We start from the raw sequence: 16688 nt of genomic DNA on the forward strand, positions 1-16688 counted from the left end.
CGTCAGGCGCCCCGATCAGACCGCCAGATTGTCGATCAGGCGGGTGCGGCCGAGGCGGGCGGCGGCGATGACGCGCGCCGGCCCCGTCACATGCTCGAGCGGCTTCAGGCTCTCGGCATCGACCACGGTGAAATATTCGACGATGTCGAACCCGCCGTCGCGCAGCGCCTGGGATGCCGCCGCCGCGGCTTCGCTGCAGGAGGCCCTTCCGTCGCGCACCGTGTCGGCGACTTTCGCGAGCTGCCGGTACATGCCCAGCGCCTTCGTGCGCTCCTCGGCGCTGAGGTAGCGGTTGCGCGACGACATCGCGAGCCCGTCCGCCTCGCGCACCGTCGGCATGCCCACGATCTCGAACGGCATGGCGAGGTCGCGCACCATGCGCTTGATGACCTGGAGCTGCTGGTAATCCTTCTCGCCGAAATAGGCGCGATCAGGCATCGCCATCAGCATGAGCTTGCTCACCACCGTGGCGACGCCCTGGAAATGGCCGGGCCGCAGCGGGCCGCACAGACCGTCGGTGATGCCGGCAACGGTCACCGTCGTGAGCTGCTCGCCGGGATACATCTCGTCCTTGCTGGGCGCGAAGACGATGCGGCAGCCCGCGTCGCGCAGCTTGGCGAAGTCGCCCTCCTCGTCGCGCGGATAGGCGGAGAAATCCTCCTTCGGACCGAACTGGGTCGGATTGACGAAGATGCTGGTCACCGGCACGTCGCCGCGATCGAGCGCGCCCTTCACCAGGCTGACATGGCCTTCGTGCAGCGCGCCCATCGTCGGAACCAGACCGATCGTGCGGCTGGCCGTCCTGAAGGCAGAAACCGCCTTGCGCAATTCCGCGACGGTGCGCACCACCGCAAGACCACGTTCCGAGGGCTGGCTGTCCTTGGTCATCAGGCGATACTCTCCGCTTGTAAAATTGTCGGGGGGACCTTGGCAATCATCGCCGACGATCGCAAATGCCTCGGAGATGCTGCCTTTCGCCGACCGCGCTGGTGTTTGCCTTGCGGCCCGTCGCATGTAACCGTTCGGATCGAGGGCCCGCTGGGCATCGGGGCGCCTGACCGGCCAATCGTTCATGACCGATTCGCAACATGATACTCGGGCTGGCCCTGCGTGCCTCGGATGCGCACGCTCGCAGAGTCGGTTTGATGCGCCCCGAGCCCAACGAACTGAAATGGGCACTGCTCCTCTATCTGCTGTTTTCGATCCAGTTCGCCGTCGTCCTGATCCATGGCGCGGACACGCGTCGGATGATCGTCCATCTTGTGCTGATATCCCTTGCCGGGAGCCTGAGCATAGCGGCGGGCGCGCTGACCGAAGATCCGTTCACCGAGCCGAGAATGGTATCCATCGCTCCATTGGAGGCAGCCTTGGACGCCCTGTCGCAAATCGACCGGCAATGATCGGTCGTGCGTGACAACCGGCCTGGAACCGAAAAACCCGGAAGGAAATCTGATTGTTGAGAAAGTAAAGGCGCGCCGAAGCGATGTGGTAAATCCCGCCTTATGGAAATTCGCGGCGCGCGCCGCTGTGCCGGCCCACGGCCCCGCAGAGGCGATTGTCACCCGCGCCGATCACTTTGACATTTTGCGGTAGAAATTGGAGCGGGCGAATGAGCGGGCCGCACAGACCCTCGGTGATGCCCGCACCCGTCACCGGCACGTCGCCGCGATCGAGCGCGCCCTTCACCAGGCTGACACGGTCTTCGTATAGCGCGCCCATCGTCGGAACCAGACCGATCAGGCGGCTGGCCTTGCGGAATTCCGAGACGAGGCGGCGCAGGTCGGCCAAGGTGCGGACGAAGAGAAGGCCCCGTGCATCTCTTGGATCGAGTGAAGCCTTCACCTGACGCCGTCGCGCTTTGCGGTGCACCTCATCCATGGCTCTTGCAAGATTCTTCCCTACTTCGGCGAAGACGTTTGGACGTCAAGCTTCCGGAAAGTCCCGTCAAGACCGATCGCTGTTAGTCCATGACCGGTCATGAAGGAAACCTCGGCGACCACCCGCCATCGGCTTGTTCTAAAGTTGCGCCGGGGAGTCGCTGGTTGATGGTGTGTTACGCAGGCAGCGCATCACAATCCCGCTGGGTCGCAGACCGCCCGTTCGTGCCCCCCAGGATCAGCAATTTAGTCTGTCATGCGAAAGTGCAATCCTTTAAGTTACAAGGTGCTGCCGAATGGACAGCTTCTAAATGAGAATCGTAAATGACTCCCGCGACAGCAGCTTCCACGCCGTCCATCATTGCAAGCCTTGGAAGAAACGTAGTCAGATTTCCTCACAAGCCTTTCCTTGAGCTGGAGTTACCCAACGAGAAGGGCACGATCTCCTATCTTGAAATGTGGTCTCAAGCGAGGCGCTGCGGAGCTCAGCTTGTCGCCAGCGGGGTGAAACCTGGCGGGATCGTCCTCATTTTCCTTCCCCAAGGAAGCGTAGCGCTTGCCTATTTCATAGGCGCAATGATGGCCGGCTTTGTGCCGTCTTTCATGCCACTCCCTTCGTCGAAGCAGGATCCGACACGCTACTGGTCGGCCCATGGCAAACTGTTCGATCGAATTTCACCGGCCGCTTTGATTGCAAGCGAACTCCACCTCGCTGAAATGGAAGCGAATGGGCTGGCAAGCGACACTACCAAATTCGTCACAGCCAGCGCTTTTGCTAACTTCGAGCCACTCGATCCAATAGCCGCGGAGTCCGAGGATACCGCATTCTTACAACATAGCTCTGGTACGACGGGCCTCAAGAAGGGCGTCATGCTTTCGCATGGCGCGGTTTTGAGACAGATAGAGGCTTATCGGGAACGGTTGGATGCGACTCCAGACGACATCGTTGTCTCTTGGTTGCCCGTCTACCATGACATGGGATTGATAGCCTGCTTCGCAATGCCGATGGTTCTCGGGCAGACCATCGTCCTCCTGGATCCCTTCCATTGGGTGATCCGCCCGGGCACCTTGTTCCAGGCGATTTACAAACATCGCGGCACCCTTTGCTGGCTTCCCAATTTTGCCTTTGATCACCTGGCAAATTTGGTTCGCCCCCATGCCAGCATGGGCCTCGGAACGATGCGGGCCTTCATCAACTGCTCGGAGCCTTGCCAGTCGACTTCCATAAGCAAGTTTCTCGAACGCTTTGCATCTCTTGGCGTGAAGCCGTCGATGATGGGCACTTGCTATGCAATGGCAGAAACAGTGTTCGCCATTTCTCAGACGAAGCTTGATAGAGAGGGCGAGCATTTCATAGCAGTGGACCGCGAGGCCCTGCAGGAACGGGCGGAGATCATTTCTCCTCAGCCTGGCCAGCCAACGACCACACTAGTCTCCAACGGCACTCCGCTATCAGGCATATCCGTGTCGGTCCACGATGCCGATGGGCAAGTTCTCCCGGAGGGCCGCGTTGGAGAGCTTTATGTGGCGTCCGACTTCTTATTCTCCGGCTACTACAAGTTGCCGGACCTGACGGCGGAACGTTTGAGAGGCGGCATATACAGGACGTCGGACCGCGGCGTACTCGTGGACGGCGAGGTCTATGTACTCGGGCGGCTGGATGATCTTCTCATCCTTAATGGACGGAACTTCCACGCAGCCGAGATCGAATCTCTTGTTGGGGTCGTCGATGGCGTCAAGCCCGGACGAAACGCTGCTTTCGCCGTGTTCAAAGTCGACTCCGGTTCGAATGAACTTATCGTCGCATGCGAACGGGAAGACCCATCCAAAGATGATGCCATTCGCGCTAATGTCAGGAAGATCATATTCGATGCACTCGGCCTCCATCCGAGCGATGTACATCTTGTCCCGCCAGGGTGGATCAGCAAGACGTCGAGCGGCAAGCTGTCCCGACACGTAAATGCAGAGAAATATGCTCTCGAAATCGGTGGGAGGACTTAGTGAAGGAATTGGATTTCGACACCTTTGCCGCGCGCGTTGCCGATATTCTTGGGGCGCCGAAGGATAGAATCTCACGGCTTACGACCGCGAACGATGTCAATGGTTGGGACTCCTTGAAGCACGCCAACATAATTCTCACAGTGGAAGATCTGTATGGTGTTCAATTCGCGGACGAAGACGTGCGCGAATTGGAGAACGTTGGTGCGTTGTTCGACAAGACGGTCGAACTGGCAAATAGTTGAATTCTCCCGCCATGACATTGCCCAGCCCCACTTATACGCGAGAATTGCTCAAGGCAGGAATTGACCGCCTGGGATGGCAGGTTGGCGCCTATACCTACGGCAATCCCAACGTGATCGTTCACGGGAGGAAGACCAGCGGCAGGCTCGTCATCGGGAAATTCTGTTCGATAGCCAGTCGCGTCTCCATCTTCCTTGGCGGAGAACACCGCCCTGATTGGACCACGACTTATCCTTTCACGGTGTTTGGACACGAATGGCCGACCGGGCGTGGAATAACCGGCCACCCCACCCACAAAGGTGACGTGGTCATTGGCAACGACGTTTGGATAGGCGAAGGCGCCAGGATCATGTCCGGGGTAACGATTGGTCACGGCGCGGTAATCGGCAACAGCGCCCTGGTGACGGTCGACGTCCCTGACTACGGCATTGCCATCGGCAATCCGGCACGAACACTCAAGAAGCGCTTTCCCGAAGCCACGATCGCACGGTTGCTTGAGCTTAAATGGTGGGATTGGGATGAGCAGACGATCAAGCGCGCCATTCCGTTGATGTGTTCGGTCGACATAGAGCTGTTCCTGAACACGTTCGAGTCCGGCAACCATTCGGTTGCGGAAACGAGGATCCAGGAACTCGATGGGCTCCCGCCATCCGTTCCGGTGCAGGAGCCGCAGCCCCTTTCGGATAAGCAACTTGAGGCAGCCGTCAGCTTCGCCCGCAAACTGCTCCAGGGGGAGATCCCGGTCTCGACCGAGCGAGCAATGGAGATAGCGCAGGGCCTCGTCGATGCGCATCGCAAGCTCGAAGCCTTCCGGAGTGCGGCAGTAGTCCGGACGTCCAGGGCGACCTGATCAGGCCGCTCCGCCAGGACGCACGATGGGTGCTTTCGACAAGGCATGAATGGCGGGCGCCAAGCCCTTGGCGTCAGGAGCGTGCCAATATTCGTCTGCTCGGCCACGGTGCCGACGATGGCGCCGCGGACGTTCGCGGATGCACTCGTGATGCGCGGGTTAAGCACATCACGCCCGAGCCGGACCAGCGGCCTTCAGGCGCGTGCGAGAATCTCGGAGCGGCGCTCCGACGGGACCGCAACGATATTGGCCGAGGCGGGAGAGCCCTCACTCATCGGCTCGACGCCGCCCGTCGCGGCCGAGAAGACGAAAATGCCATAGTCGAGTTCGTTGCGCAGGAAAGCGAACAACGCTTCGGTGCTCGCACCCTGCGCGCGCAACGCATCGTCGTTGGCTTCGACCATGAGCACCGGCCGCTGCGAGGCGAGTGTCCTGCGCGCGCCCTCGAGCACGTGCATTTCGGCTCCCTCGACATCGATCTTGATGACGTCGACCTTCGCAATGCCGAGCCGGTCCATCACCACGTCGAGGCGTTCGACGGGGACGTGTTCGACACCGACAGCCGGCGCATCGTCATAGACGAGCGATCCCAGCGTGTTGTGGCCCGAATGGACGCCGGACGCGATCTGCAGGGCGGCGGTGCCTTCGCTGCTGCCGACCGCACTGGGCACGATGGTGACGTTGCCTAGGCGGTTGCGCGTCACGTTGTGCTGCAGACTGCGGCGCTCGCGAGAACTCGGCTCGAAGGCCACGACGCGTCCCGACATGCCGATCCGACGCGCGCTGAAGAGCGTGTAGAGCCCTTCATTCGCGCCAACGTCGAGCACCGTCATGCCGGGCTTCAGGATCTGGCCGAGGAAGTGGAACTCGTTCGGCTCGAAGGTGCCGCTGACATAGAGGCAGAGGCTGTGATCGTTCCCCAGCAACACGTCGACCTCGAGATCGTCGTACCATCGGACGGTCAGCGGGACCGTGAGCCGACGATCGACCGCATGGTCCCAGAGCACGCCGCGGCGAAGCGAGGACCAAGTCCGCTCGATGTAGTACTCGGCACCGAACGTCCAGCCGGGATAGCGCTCGAGCCTCGGTCGACGACGCGCGATGAGCGTTGCGTAGAGACGACCCAGCGCTGGTGCGTGGGAAAGCAGCACAGGCCCCATCCGGTCGAGGAGGGCGCCGATCTGATACGGGATGTTCCGGCGATGGTGGGCCCACAGTCCGGCGAGACCACGGGGACGTTCTGATTCGCTCACGGAAGATTTCATGATCCGAACCGCACCGGTATTCCGGCAGGAGAACTTTCGACCAGCCCGAATGCCGGTCCAACCAAAACCGCACCATCACGAGCCTTCCCAGAGCACACATCGCCATGCACCGATGCCGGTGCAGACGATGTATGTGCCATGGAAAGATTGGAGCGGGCGAAGGGATTCGAACCCTCGACCCCGACCTTGGCAAGGTCGTGCTCTACCCCTGAGCTACGCCCGCGCTCCGATCCGGCTGGGTAGGTGGCCGGAAGGCGGCGTTGATAGGGCTTTTCCGGTCCCTTGGCAAGGGCTGGCGAAGGGCTCTTTTTTTGGGGTAGAGCCGACACCCAGAATGTTTGATCCGCAACGACTGCTCGGCCGGCTCGACGAGCTCGGCATCGCCCATCGCACCGTCGAACATCCGCCCGTGTTCACGGTCGAGGAAGCCAAAGCGCTGCGCGGCGATCTGCCCGGCCATCACATAAAAAACCTCTTCCTGCGCAACCGGAAGGAGGAGATGTGGCTGGTGGTGGCGCTGGAGGACCGCGCCATCGACCTCAAACGCCTCGGCGAGCGCCTGGGGGCCGGCAAGTTCTCGTTCGGCAGCCCGGACCGGCTGCGCCGCCATCTCGGGGTCGAGCCGGGCTCGGTGACGCCGCTGGCCGCCATCAACGATCCAGAGCACCAGGTCCGGCTGGTCCTCGACCGCGGCCTCGCCGAGGGCGACGGGCCGATCAATGCCCACCCGCTGGTCAACAGCATGACCACGGCGCTCGGCCTCGCCGACCTGCTGCGCTTCTTAGACGCGACCGGCCATACACCGGAGTGGCTCGACTTTCCCGTGTAGCGTTATATTATAACGAAATGTTTCGTCGCGCATTCCTCCTGACCCCGGGCCTGCTTGCCATCGCCCAGCCCGCCTCGGCACAGGTTCCGATCAAGGCCGTGGCGACCTTCTCGATCCTGGCCGATCTGCTGACCGAAGTGGCCGGGGACAAGGTCGAGCTGTCGGTCGTGGTCGGTCCCGACATCGATGCCCATGCCTATCAACCCAGGCCCAGCGATGCGCGCGCACTCGCCGACGCGAAGCTACTGGTGAGTAACGGGCTGGGCTTCGAGGGCTGGATCGACCGGCTGGCCAAGGCAGCGCCCTTCAAGGGCAAGGCGATCGTGGCGACGACCGGCGTCGCGACCCTCAAGGCCGGGGCAGACCACGACCATGCCCACGGGCACTCGCACGGTAACGGGCCAGACCCGCATTGCTGGCAGGACGTCCAGCGGACGCGTACCTATGTCGCCAACATCGCCAAGGGACTCGCGGAGGTCGACCCGCCCAACGCCGCCTCCTACCGCGAACGCGCCCAGGCCTTCGACCGCCGGCTGGTCGAGCTGGACGCCTGGGTAAAGGCCGAGATCGCCAAGGTATCGGCGGACAAGCGCCGCGCCATCACCGGCCACGATTCCTTCCGATACTTCTCCAGCGCCTATGGCGTGAAGTTCCAGTCGCCGCGCGGCTACAATACCAGCAGCGAGCCATCCGCCCGCGACGTCGCCGCGCTGATCCGCGAAGTGCGCGAGCAGCGCATCAAGGCGCTGTTCGTCGAGAACATGACCAACCCCGGCCTGATCGACCAGATCGCCCGCGAATCGGGCGGCGTGGTCGGCCCCCGCCTCTACACCGACGCGCTGTCAGGACCGGACGGGCCGGCGCCGACCTACGAGAAGATGATGCGCCACAACGTGACCGCGCTGGTCGCCGGCATGCTGAAGAACTGACGGGACGCCGCATGCGGACAAGGGCGGGCGTTCCTCCGGTCGAGCCGGGATGCTAGCCCTGTGTCCAGAGGGCCAGGGACACGATGCCAATCCGCCGGATCAGCGCTGCCGATGCCTACAGTACGTTGAGGACCAACCCGGACAGCAACTGGCCGCGACGCGACGATCCCGCGGACCGTTTCGCGCACTTCGCCGATCCATCGTGCAAGTCGCGCTTCACGCTGGAACCGGGCCAGCGCATTTTCACCATCGGTTCCTGCTTCGCCCGCGGTATCGAAAGGACGCTCGCCGATCGCGGTTTCGACATTCCCACCCTTACCCTGCAGGTCGACAAGACCGGGTGGAGCGGCGATCCGACCACGATCCTGAACAACTACGTGCCGCCGGCGATCGCGCCGCAGATCCGCTGGGCGTTCGGCCTGGAGGAGTTCGACATCGGTCAGCATGCGGTCGAAGTCGCGGCAGGGCGATACATGGACCCGCAGCTGACACTTGGTTTCCGGCCCGTTTCCGCCGAAGCGCTGATCAAACGGCGGAACGACATCAGTGCGATCTATCGACACCTCGCCAGCAGCCACGTGGTGCTGATCACCCTCGGATTGATCGAGGCATGGTTCGACAATCGCTCGGGGCTCTACATCAACTGCCCGCCACCCAAGGGCGTCATCCGCACCGATCCTTCGCGCTTCGAACTTCATGTCCTCGACTATGGCGACGTGACCCGCGCGCTCACCGAACTCGTCGATCTGCTCGGCCGGGTCTGCCCCCGTGACCATCGCATCATCCTCACCGTGTCGCCCGTGCCGCTCCAGGCGACCTTCACCTCGTCCGACGTGGCGGTCGCGAACTGCTACAGCAAGTCGGTCCTGCGGGCGGCGGTCGAACCGTTCGTCGCCGACCATCCCCACATCGAATACTTCCCCTCCTACGAGAGCGTGATCCTGACCGACCGTTCGATCGCCTTCGTCGACGATCAGGTCCACATCCAGACGTCGATGGTGCGCTTCAACGTCGACCGCATGATCAACCGCTATGTCGAGACCGGAGACGACACCGTCGCTCAGGTGATCGCACGCGCCCGCGAGGACGCCACCGCCGGCCGCTTCCAGGCCGGACTGAAACGCCTGCAGCACGCCTGGGCCTCGCACCTCGGGCACCCCGACCTCACCATTGCGCTGGCGCGCGCGCATCTCAGGGCGGGCGGCGGCGTTGCCGCGGAAACCCTGCTGCTGAGACAGCTCGAAACGCAGGAAAACACCGTCGCGCGGACTCTTCTCGCCATCCACTGCAACGGCAGCGGCCGCTACGACGAAGCCGCGCTGCATGCCGAGAAGGCGTGCGAGCATGGCAAGGCGAGGCTCGACGCGTCCCTCCAGCGCGTCGAGGCCTACTTTCATCTCGGCCGGCTCGAGGAGGGTCTCGTCGTCCTCGACAAGATTGCCTGGCCCCTCGAGCGCGAATCGCTGCTCCTCCACTGGAAGGCGCGATACTGCGAGAAGCTGGGACGGCTTGCGGATGCAGAGGCCCACTGGCGGAAGTGCAACGACCTCGTCGAAAACCCGGCCTACATGGCGGCCTTCGCCGAATTCCTGGCGGGCCACGACCGCTGGCCGGAGGCTGCTGAATGGGTCGATCGGGCGCTGCTCCACGCTCCGCACCAAAAGGCGGCCCTGCGCCTGAGGACCGAGATCAGAAAAGCCGGCCTGCCGTCGCGCCAGACCGGCAAGACGGCGCCCGACGGAGGAAATCCGATTCAGAGCGCCGTGCGCTGGTCGACCGCGTTGATCAGGCGCGCCCGCGGAAAGGCCTGACGCCGCTCAGGCGGCGATCATTGCCAATCCGGCCTTGTGGCGCGCAGCCTGGAGCGTGTTGAACATCAGGCAGGCCACCGTCATTGGACCGACGCCGCCCGGCACCGGTGTGATGTACCCCGCCACCTTCTGCACCTCGGCGAAGGCCACGTCGCCGACCAGCCGGCTCTTGCCCTCCGGCGTCGGGATGCGGTTGATGCCGACGTCGATCACGGCCGCGCCCGGCTTGATCCAGTCGCCCTTCACGAACTCGGTCCGGCCGATCGCCACCACCAGGATATCGGCCTGTCGGCAGAGCCCGGGCAGATCCCGCGTTCGCGAATGGGTGATGGTCACGGTGCAATCGGCGCGCAGCAGCAGCTGAGCGACGGGGCGGCCAACGAGGTTGGAGCGGCCGACGATCACGGCATTCAGACCCGAGAGCGAGCCCAGCGCGTCCTGCAGCAGCATGGAGACGCCGAGCGGCGTGCAGGGCACCGGAAAGTCGAGCGGGGCGCCGGGCGCGATCGAGCCCAGTCGACCGACATTCACCGGGTGGAAGCCGTCGACGTCCTTGGCGGGATCGATGGCGATCAGGACCTGGGCCGTGTCGAGATGCCTGGGCAGCGGCAGCTGGACCAGGATGCCGTTGACCACGGGATCGGCGTTGAGGCGCCCGATCAGCTCCAGCAGCTCGGCCTGCGTCGTATCCTCGGGCAGCTGGTGGTCGAAGCTCGCCATGCCGAGTTCGACCGCGAGCCGGCCCTTGCTGCGGACATAGACCTGGCTGGCGGGATCGTCGCCGACCAGCACCGTGGCGAGCCCGGGCTTGGGGCCACCGTTGGCCACGAAGTCGGCAACCCCGGCGCCGACGCGCTGGCGCAGACCGCCCGCAAAGGCCTTCCCATCGATCAGTTTCGCATCAGCCATTCTTGCGTATCCATTCGGCAATCCGGTCGGCGAGCGCAGCAGGATCGCCCGCGACCATGAGGGTCTTCTCTCGTGCCGTCCCGCCGCGCACGATCTCGAAGGTCGATTTCGGGAGGCGCCAAGCCTGCGCCAGAAGCGCGACGACGGCGTCGTTGGCTTTGCCATCCTCGGGCGCCGCCGTCACTGCGGCCTTCAGCGCCCCTTCGGCCGTGCGCTCGAGCGCCGTACGGCGCGCCCGCGGCTGCACGCGCAGCTGGACGGTGACGCCGCCGGGATTTCGGCGCAGGAAAACAGGATCGACCGGTTCGGTGCTCAGCGGAGAGTCAGCGCACGAAGGACGGCCAGACATACTCCCACAGCAGGCTGCGGATGAAGAACAGGCCGAGCAGCAGGATGACGGGCGAGATGTCGACGCCGCCGAGATTGGGCAGCATGCGGCGGATCGGGCGCAGGACCGGTTCGGTCAGCCGGAACAGCATGTCGACCACGACACTGATGAAACGGTTGCGGACGTTCACCACGCCGAACGCCACCAGCCAGCTCATGATCGCGCTCGCGATCACGATCCAGGTGTAGATGTCGATAATCTTGTCGATCAGCACCGCCAACGACAGCATCGGGCCCCCGCGCCTTGAGGCCGGCCAACCGCCGGCCGCGGCACCCTACTCGGCAGGCCTTGCCGATCACAAGCCCCTTCAGGCCCGCGACAGGGTCAGCTCCACGCTGCCGAGGCGGATCGATCGCACCGCGCTGATGTCGCGCGGTCCGTGCTCGGGCAGCAACCGGGCACCATCGATGAAGGTGCCGCCGGGGCTTCCGAGATCCTCGAGGCCCAGACGCTGGCCTGACAGCATCAGCCGCGCGTGCGGCCGACCGACCGACGGGTCGGGCACGCTGAGATCAGCCGGCGCTCCGCCCTGGGCGCCCGTCAGCGCATAGGTGCCGGACGTGCCGGCGACTGAGAGCGAGACCGTCCCGCCGTTGCCAAGCGTGCCGGCGAGCCGCCAGCCGCGCGCATCGGGCAGCGCCATGGGCGGGCCCGACAGGGCGACGGGCCCCGTCGTCGGAGCGCCGCCGCGTGGGGCCGTGTAACCGAACGAACCGGCCGGGGCGGCCTCGTCGCGCGGCCAGCGCATGAAGGCGAAGATCCAGAGCAGGATCAGCGGCACGATCGTTCCCACGCCGGTCAGCGTGAGCAGGATGGCGCCGAGGCCCGTCCATCCCGGCAGCCCGGCCTTCTCCACGATGCGCCAGGCCATCCAGGCCGCCAGGACGGTCCCGACCAGCGCGAAGGCGCCGGTCAGGCCGAAGAAGCTCGCCAGGGCCGCGATTTCGATGCCCATCGCTAACGCCTCGGTGCCGCTTCGCCGCCGGGCCAGGTGCTGAAGGCCAGCATGCCCATGACGATGAAGGAGCCGATGAACGGCACCAGATGGAACAGCGACAACGTCCCTGAGAAGCCAGCCCGCGTGCAGATGCGCCAGGTCGGGATGATGAGGACCAGGGACAACAGCACGTAGCTCACCAGCATCAGGGCCACCGTCAGGGAGCCTAGGGCGAGCACCCATGTCACCAGGCTGGCCATGTCGTCAGGCGAGGGCAACGACTTCGATCTCCACCATGACGTCGCGCGGCAGGCGTGCGACTTCGACCGTCGAGCGCGCGGGCGTCGAGCTGCCGAAATACTCCGGCAATCCATAGACCTCGTTCATGGCGCCGAAACTGTCCATGCTCTTCAGGAACACGGTGGTCTTGACCGCGTGGCCGAGGTCGCTGCCCGCCGCCTTCAGCACCGCGCGCAGGTTCTTCAGCACCTGGTGCGTCTGCTCGGTGATGCCGCCCTCGACGATCTCACCGGTCGCGGGGTCGAGCGGGATCTGGCCGGCGCAGAACACCAGCCCGTTGGCCACGACCGCCTGCGAATAGGGGCCGAGCGCCTTGGGCGCGGCGTCGGTCTGAACGACCTTCTTGGCGTGGGCCATCGTGTCTCTCTCCTTGAAAAATGCGGATCGAATTGCCGGCCGGACGCTATCACAGCCCGGTTTGCTTGACAGGGGGCCCGGCAACCATTATCCGCGCGGTTCTCCAAGGGTCGGAGGGGGCTGTAGCTCAGCTGGGAGAGCGCCTCGTTCGCAATGAGGAGGTCAGGGGTTCGATCCCCCTCAGCTCCACCAACCACCCCGACCCTTGGCCGTTGCCATCCGGCCTCATTCTCTGGCCTGTTACGGCGCATCACGGCACTATTGCACTCGATGCGCAGACGCAAACATCCCAGCCCGGCAGAACTCGGCCTCACCGCCGCCGAAGGACGCATTCTCACGTCGCTCCGCACGCCGCAGCGCGTGCAGGACTATATTTCCGCCCTGTCGGCCAATTTCGAGAAGGACGGCGACAGCCTGCGCTCCGTGCGCGGCGTGCTGCACCATCGTGAGGCCCATTGTCTCGAGGCGGCCTTCCTCGCGGCCTGCGCGCTGTGGCTGCAGGGCGAGCCGCCCCTGGTCATGGACCTGACGGCCACGCGCGAGGATTTCGACCATGTCGTCACCCTGTTCCGCCGCGACGGCTGCTGGGGCGCGATCTCCAAGAGCAATCATGTCTGGCTGCGCTGGCGCGATCCCGTCTATCGCAGCCTGCGCGAACTCGCGATGTCGTACTTCCATGAGTATTTCAACAAGGGCCGCAAGACGCTGCGGACCTATTCGACCTCGGTCGATCTGCGCCGCTTCGCACCCGACACCTGGATCACCAACGAAGAGGATTGCTGGGAAGTCGGCGCAGCGCTCGACGATGCCCGCCACTACCCGCTGATCAAACCGGCGCAGAGGCGCTGGCTGATGCCGCCCGACGCCACCGTGCTCAAGGCCGACGACATCGTTCAATATGAAAGCCGCGATCGCAAGACGGCCCGCAAATACTGAAGGGAGCCCGCCATGAAACGACTCCGCGCGATCCTGCTGCTGCTGCTGCTGGGCACCGCCACGCCGGCCGCCGCGCAGATCCCTCCCGAATGGCAGGCCGCTGCCCAGGCGGTGATCGGCGAGATGGAGCGCGACACGCCGCTGGCCGCCAAGCCATGGACCGGCGCGGAGCTGACCCAGGGCTGGAACCTCGCGCGCGCCTGGCGGCGGCACAACAACGGCAACATCGAGATCATCCTCGCCGAGTATCTGACGTTCGTGGCGCTGTGCCGGACCGGCTGCGCCGGCAGCACGATCGAGGGACAGGGCTATATCGGCGTGGCCGGAGAGGTGAAGGCACTGATCGCGCAGAATGGCGGGTCCTATGCGCTGGCCTCGAACGCCAGTACCTGGCTCGCCGGCCTCGCCGACCCGACCGGCGCGGCGAAGAAGAACGTGGCGCTCTGGGCGAAGGACCCCGACGTCCCGTCGGCCGACTTCGCGACCGGCAACCTCTATGCGCTCACCTGGCTGCTCGCGCGCAAGCGACCGACGCCCGAGGCACAAGCCGACACCTTCGCCCGCTTCGCGATCTTCGTTCAGACCAAGGCCTGGATCGGCCCGCGCTGCCTCGACATCTCGAAGGTGGCCACGGTGCTCGGCGCTGCGCCGCGCATCGAGACGTGCAGCTAACATCTGTCGCCCTGAGCGCAGCGAAGGGACTAACGGATCGACCGACGGACTCCCTGGCGGGCGTGAGGTCCTTCGCTTCGTTCAGGACGACAGATATGAAAAGGGGGCCGTGAGGCCCCCTTTCCGATTCCAGCGGCGATCGCATCCCTACTCGGCGGCGATCTGCTCGTTCACGAAGCGCTTGGCGTCGAAGTCCTCGGCGACCTTGAGGTCGTTGCCGATCAGCTTCTCGACGTCGACCTCGGCATAGCCCAGCACGCCCATCTCGCCCAAGGCCTTCTGCACCTTCGGCCCGAACAGGCCGATCTCCTTCAGGATCGGCACGATGCGGGTGAACAGGCGGGTGCGGAACGACTGCATGGCGCCCGAATGGTAGGCGTATTCCAGCATCTCCTTCACCGGCAGGCCCGACCGCATCCAGACCTCGCCCTGGTTGAAACGGTCCCGCATGAAATAGAGCGCCTCGACGACGAACTCCTCGCGCTCGGCGCGCTCGGCATCGGTGAGGTGCGGATAGTATTCGCGCAGCGCCATGCGGCCGAAGGTGACGTGCCGCGCCTCGTCCTGCATGACATAGGCGTTCACGGCGCCGGCGAGGTTGTTCTTGGCGGTGTCGCGGATGCGCTGGAAGGCGGCGAGCGCCAGGCCCTCGATCAGCACCTGCATGCCGAGATAGGTCATGTCCCAGCGGCGATCGGTCAGCGTCTGCTCGAGCAGGTTCTTGAGCGAATCCGTGATCGGATAGGCCGCCTTGAACTTCTCGTGAATCAGACGCTTGTAGCTCTCGACGTGGCGCGCCTCGTCCATCACCTGTGTCGCGGCGTAGAACTTGGCGTTCATGTCGGGCACGGTGTTGACGATCTTGGCGGTCGCGATCAGGGCACCCTGCTCGCCATGCATGAACTGGCAGATGGAATGGCACTGCAGGTTGAAGCGCAGCCAGTCCTTCTCCTTGTCGGTCATCTTGTCCCAGAAGGGCGAGCCGTAGATCGGGATCGTCTCGTCGGCCATGCCCATCGGGTTGCCTTCGAACAGCTCCTGCGACCAGTCGATGCGGGTGCTGGTGTCCCACTGCTGCTGCTTGCCCTTCTCGTAGAGGCTCAGCAGGTCGGCGGACCCGTCCTCGTACTCCCAGTTGAAGGCAATTTCGGTGGCGCCATCGAACTTCCAGTTCGTGACTTCGACCGGCAGCTGATAAATTTTCTGCGTCGTCATCGGCTCTTGCCTCCTGGCCCTGAACCTTGTCCCATCCCCTATGGAGCGCCTCAACAATGACGCTCCGCTCATTTTTCTCGGCGGACGCTAGCACAGTCTGCTAGGAGAGTCCGCCCGGAAATCGGGCCTCTGAAGACGAGTTTTTTTGATGTCCTACACTCAGCTGCGCATCGCCAAGATCATCCAGGAGACGCCGGACGCGCGCTCCTTCGTCCTCGAGATTCCGGCCGAACTGGCCGAGAAATACCGCTACCGGGCGGGCCAGTTCCTGACCTTCCGCGTCCCCCACGCCGACGGCGCCTTCAACCGCTGCTACTCGCTGTCGAGCGCCCCCGAGACCGACGGGCTGCCCAAGGTGACGATCAAGCGGGTCGCGGGCGGCAAGGGCTCCAACTGGTTCCACGACGCCGTGACGGAAGGCGGTACCCTCGAGGTCCTGCCGCCCGCGGGACGCTTCGTGCTGGGCGAGGGCGACGCCCCGCTCCTGCTGTTCGGCGGCGGCAGCGGCATCACGCCGATGATGTCGCTGATCAAGAGCGCCCTGAAGGGACCGCGCCGCATCCGCCTGTTCTATGCCAACCGCGACAAGCAGTCCGTCATCTTCAACGCCGAATTCGAGGCGCTGCTTGCGGCCCATCCCGGCCGGCTCGAGATCGTCCATCACCTGGATGCGATACAGGGCATCATCAAGCCCGAGGAGATCGTGGCGGCGATGAAGGGCTTCGAAACGGGCGACGTCTATCTCTGCGGTCCCGGCCCGTTCATGAAGCTGGTCGAGGAGACGCTGTTCGAACACGGCATGCCGCACGACAAGGTGCGTATCGAGCGGTTCGAGGCTTCGGGCAACGATGCGATCCCGATCCAGCCCAGCGAGGAAGGCGACGTGATCCCCACTGAGATCACGATCCATTTCGAGGGCAAGGTCCACAAGGTGGCCTATGCCAAGGGCCAGACGATCCTCGAGGCCGCACGCGCCGGCGGACTCAACCCGCTCTCGTCCTGCGAGGAGGGCTTCTGCGCCTCGTGCGCGGCCAAGACCATCAAAGGCAAGGTCATGCTCGCCAAGAACGACATCTATACTCCCGAGGATCTCGCCAATAACTGGATCCTGACCTGCCAGGGCCACTGTTTCGGGGCCGAGGTCGAGATCACCTACGACGTGGTGTAGCGAT

General features: G+C 64.2%; 20 protein-coding genes and 2 tRNA genes. 11 read left to right on the plus strand and 11 right to left on the minus strand.

Features of this window, described 5'->3' with window-relative positions; genetic code table 11:
- Positions 1-15 precede the first annotated feature (15 nt).
- Complete coding sequence (panC, locus tag ACT6UX_RS02200; RefSeq protein WP_444773499.1) at positions 16-888, minus strand: pantoate--beta-alanine ligase; 873 nt, start codon at positions 886-888, stop codon at positions 16-18.
- A 200-nt stretch (positions 889-1088) separates the two neighbouring features.
- On the opposite strand from panC, the gene ACT6UX_RS02205 reads away from it, so the two are divergent.
- On the plus strand, positions 1089-1400 hold the full coding sequence (locus tag ACT6UX_RS02205) for a hypothetical protein (protein ID WP_444773500.1): 312 nt from the start codon (positions 1089-1091) through the stop codon (positions 1398-1400).
- A 100-nt stretch (positions 1401-1500) separates the two neighbouring features.
- Here the strand turns inward: ACT6UX_RS02205 and ACT6UX_RS02210 are convergent, their stop codons facing one another.
- Positions 1501-1788 (minus strand): pantoate--beta-alanine ligase, encoded by a 288-nt coding sequence (locus ACT6UX_RS02210; protein WP_444773501.1) that lies wholly within the window; start codon positions 1786-1788, stop codon positions 1501-1503.
- Positions 1789-2201: 413 nt separating this feature from the next.
- Here ACT6UX_RS02210 and ACT6UX_RS02215 point away from each other — a divergent pair, with 413 nt between their 5' ends.
- The 3 genes from ACT6UX_RS02215 to ACT6UX_RS02225 are packed head-to-tail and all read left to right on the plus strand — an operon-like array spanning position 2202 to position 4968.
- A complete protein-coding gene (locus tag ACT6UX_RS02215; RefSeq protein ID WP_444773502.1) occupies positions 2202-3878 on the plus strand; it encodes an AMP-binding protein in 1677 nt (558 codons plus the stop codon).
- Complete coding sequence (locus ACT6UX_RS02220) at positions 3878-4120, plus strand: acyl carrier protein (RefSeq protein ID WP_444773503.1); 243 nt, start codon at positions 3878-3880, stop codon at positions 4118-4120. The genes ACT6UX_RS02215 and ACT6UX_RS02220 overlap by 1 nt, the downstream gene beginning before the upstream one ends.
- An 11-nt stretch (positions 4121-4131) precedes the next feature.
- Positions 4132-4968, plus strand: a complete 837-nt coding sequence (locus tag ACT6UX_RS02225) for a CatB-related O-acetyltransferase (RefSeq protein ID WP_444773504.1) — start codon at positions 4132-4134, stop codon at positions 4966-4968.
- Between the two features lie 194 nt (positions 4969-5162).
- Here the strand turns inward: ACT6UX_RS02225 and ACT6UX_RS02230 are convergent, their stop codons facing one another.
- Both ACT6UX_RS02230 and ACT6UX_RS02235 read right to left on the minus strand, forming a co-directional pair.
- Positions 5163-6221, minus strand: coding sequence for an FkbM family methyltransferase (locus ACT6UX_RS02230; RefSeq protein WP_444773505.1), 1059 nt, complete (start codon positions 6219-6221; stop codon positions 5163-5165).
- A 160-nt stretch (positions 6222-6381) separates the two neighbouring features.
- Positions 6382-6456: transfer RNA gene (locus ACT6UX_RS02235), tRNA-Gly, on the minus strand.
- Between the two features lie 111 nt (positions 6457-6567).
- Here ACT6UX_RS02235 and ACT6UX_RS02240 point away from each other — a divergent pair.
- The 3 genes from ACT6UX_RS02240 to ACT6UX_RS02250 all read left to right on the plus strand — a co-directional run bounded on the left by ACT6UX_RS02240 (position 6568) and on the right by ACT6UX_RS02250 (position 9802).
- Positions 6568-7062 carry a prolyl-tRNA synthetase associated domain-containing protein gene (locus tag ACT6UX_RS02240; RefSeq protein ID WP_444773506.1) on the plus strand — a complete coding sequence of 165 codons (495 nt, stop codon included), beginning with the start codon at positions 6568-6570 and terminating at the stop codon, positions 7060-7062.
- Between the two features lie 17 nt (positions 7063-7079).
- On the plus strand, positions 7080-7991 hold the full coding sequence (locus tag ACT6UX_RS02245; protein WP_444773507.1) for a metal ABC transporter solute-binding protein, Zn/Mn family: 912 nt from the start codon (positions 7080-7082) through the stop codon (positions 7989-7991).
- Between the two features lie 83 nt (positions 7992-8074).
- Entirely contained in the window at positions 8075-9802 is a 1728-nt protein-coding gene (locus tag ACT6UX_RS02250) for a GSCFA domain-containing protein (RefSeq protein WP_444773508.1), read from the plus strand.
- A 6-nt stretch (positions 9803-9808) separates the two neighbouring features.
- Here ACT6UX_RS02250 and folD read toward each other — a convergent pair whose 3' ends face one another.
- The 6 genes from folD to ACT6UX_RS02280 form a co-directional block, all read right to left on the minus strand.
- Entirely contained in the window at positions 9809-10711 is a 903-nt protein-coding gene (folD, locus tag ACT6UX_RS02255) for a bifunctional methylenetetrahydrofolate dehydrogenase/methenyltetrahydrofolate cyclohydrolase FolD (RefSeq protein WP_444773509.1), read from the minus strand.
- Complete coding sequence (locus ACT6UX_RS02260) at positions 10704-11060, minus strand: DUF167 domain-containing protein (RefSeq protein ID WP_444773510.1); 357 nt, start codon at positions 11058-11060, stop codon at positions 10704-10706. Before ACT6UX_RS02260 ends, folD begins: the two co-directional genes overlap by 8 nt.
- Positions 11035-11328 (minus strand): YggT family protein, encoded by a 294-nt coding sequence (locus tag ACT6UX_RS02265; RefSeq protein WP_444773511.1) that lies wholly within the window; start codon positions 11326-11328, stop codon positions 11035-11037. Before ACT6UX_RS02265 ends, ACT6UX_RS02260 begins: the two co-directional genes overlap by 26 nt.
- A 78-nt stretch (positions 11329-11406) precedes the next feature.
- The gene (locus ACT6UX_RS02270; protein WP_444773512.1) at positions 11407-12054 is read right to left on the minus strand and encodes an FHA domain-containing protein; all 648 of its coding nucleotides are present in this window, start codon (positions 12052-12054) and stop codon (positions 11407-11409) included.
- 2 nt (positions 12055-12056) lie between these two features.
- Entirely contained in the window at positions 12057-12314 is a 258-nt protein-coding gene (locus tag ACT6UX_RS02275) for a hypothetical protein (protein ID WP_444773513.1), read from the minus strand.
- Positions 12301-12693: a RidA family protein gene (locus ACT6UX_RS02280; protein WP_298306930.1), complete on the minus strand. Its 393-nt coding sequence runs from the start codon at positions 12691-12693 to the stop codon at positions 12301-12303. Before ACT6UX_RS02280 ends, ACT6UX_RS02275 begins: the two co-directional genes overlap by 14 nt.
- 116 nt (positions 12694-12809) lie before the next feature.
- Here ACT6UX_RS02280 and ACT6UX_RS02285 point away from each other — a divergent pair.
- The 3 genes from ACT6UX_RS02285 (at position 12810) to ACT6UX_RS02295 (ending at position 14301) form a co-directional block, all read left to right on the plus strand.
- Positions 12810-12885, plus strand: a tRNA-Ala gene (locus tag ACT6UX_RS02285).
- Between the two features lie 78 nt (positions 12886-12963).
- On the plus strand, positions 12964-13629 hold the full coding sequence (locus tag ACT6UX_RS02290) for a hypothetical protein (protein ID WP_444773514.1): 666 nt from the start codon (positions 12964-12966) through the stop codon (positions 13627-13629).
- Between the two features lie 12 nt (positions 13630-13641).
- Positions 13642-14301: a hypothetical protein gene (locus ACT6UX_RS02295; protein WP_444773515.1), complete on the plus strand. Its 660-nt coding sequence runs from the start codon at positions 13642-13644 to the stop codon at positions 14299-14301.
- A 147-nt stretch (positions 14302-14448) separates the two neighbouring features.
- Here ACT6UX_RS02295 and ACT6UX_RS02300 read toward each other — a convergent pair whose 3' ends face one another.
- Positions 14449-15516 (minus strand): ferritin-like domain-containing protein, encoded by a 1068-nt coding sequence (locus ACT6UX_RS02300; RefSeq protein WP_444773516.1) that lies wholly within the window; start codon positions 15514-15516, stop codon positions 14449-14451.
- A gap of 148 nt (positions 15517-15664) precedes the next feature.
- Between ACT6UX_RS02300 and ACT6UX_RS02305 the strand changes: the two genes are divergently transcribed.
- The gene (locus ACT6UX_RS02305; RefSeq protein ID WP_444773517.1) at positions 15665-16684 is read left to right on the plus strand and encodes a 2Fe-2S iron-sulfur cluster-binding protein; all 1020 of its coding nucleotides are present in this window, start codon (positions 15665-15667) and stop codon (positions 16682-16684) included.
- Positions 16685-16688: the final 4 nt, after the last annotated feature.

Source organism: Reyranella sp. (genome assembly GCF_052439685.1).
In the GTDB taxonomy this organism is placed as follows: Bacteria; Pseudomonadota; Alphaproteobacteria; order Reyranellales; family Reyranellaceae; genus Reyranella.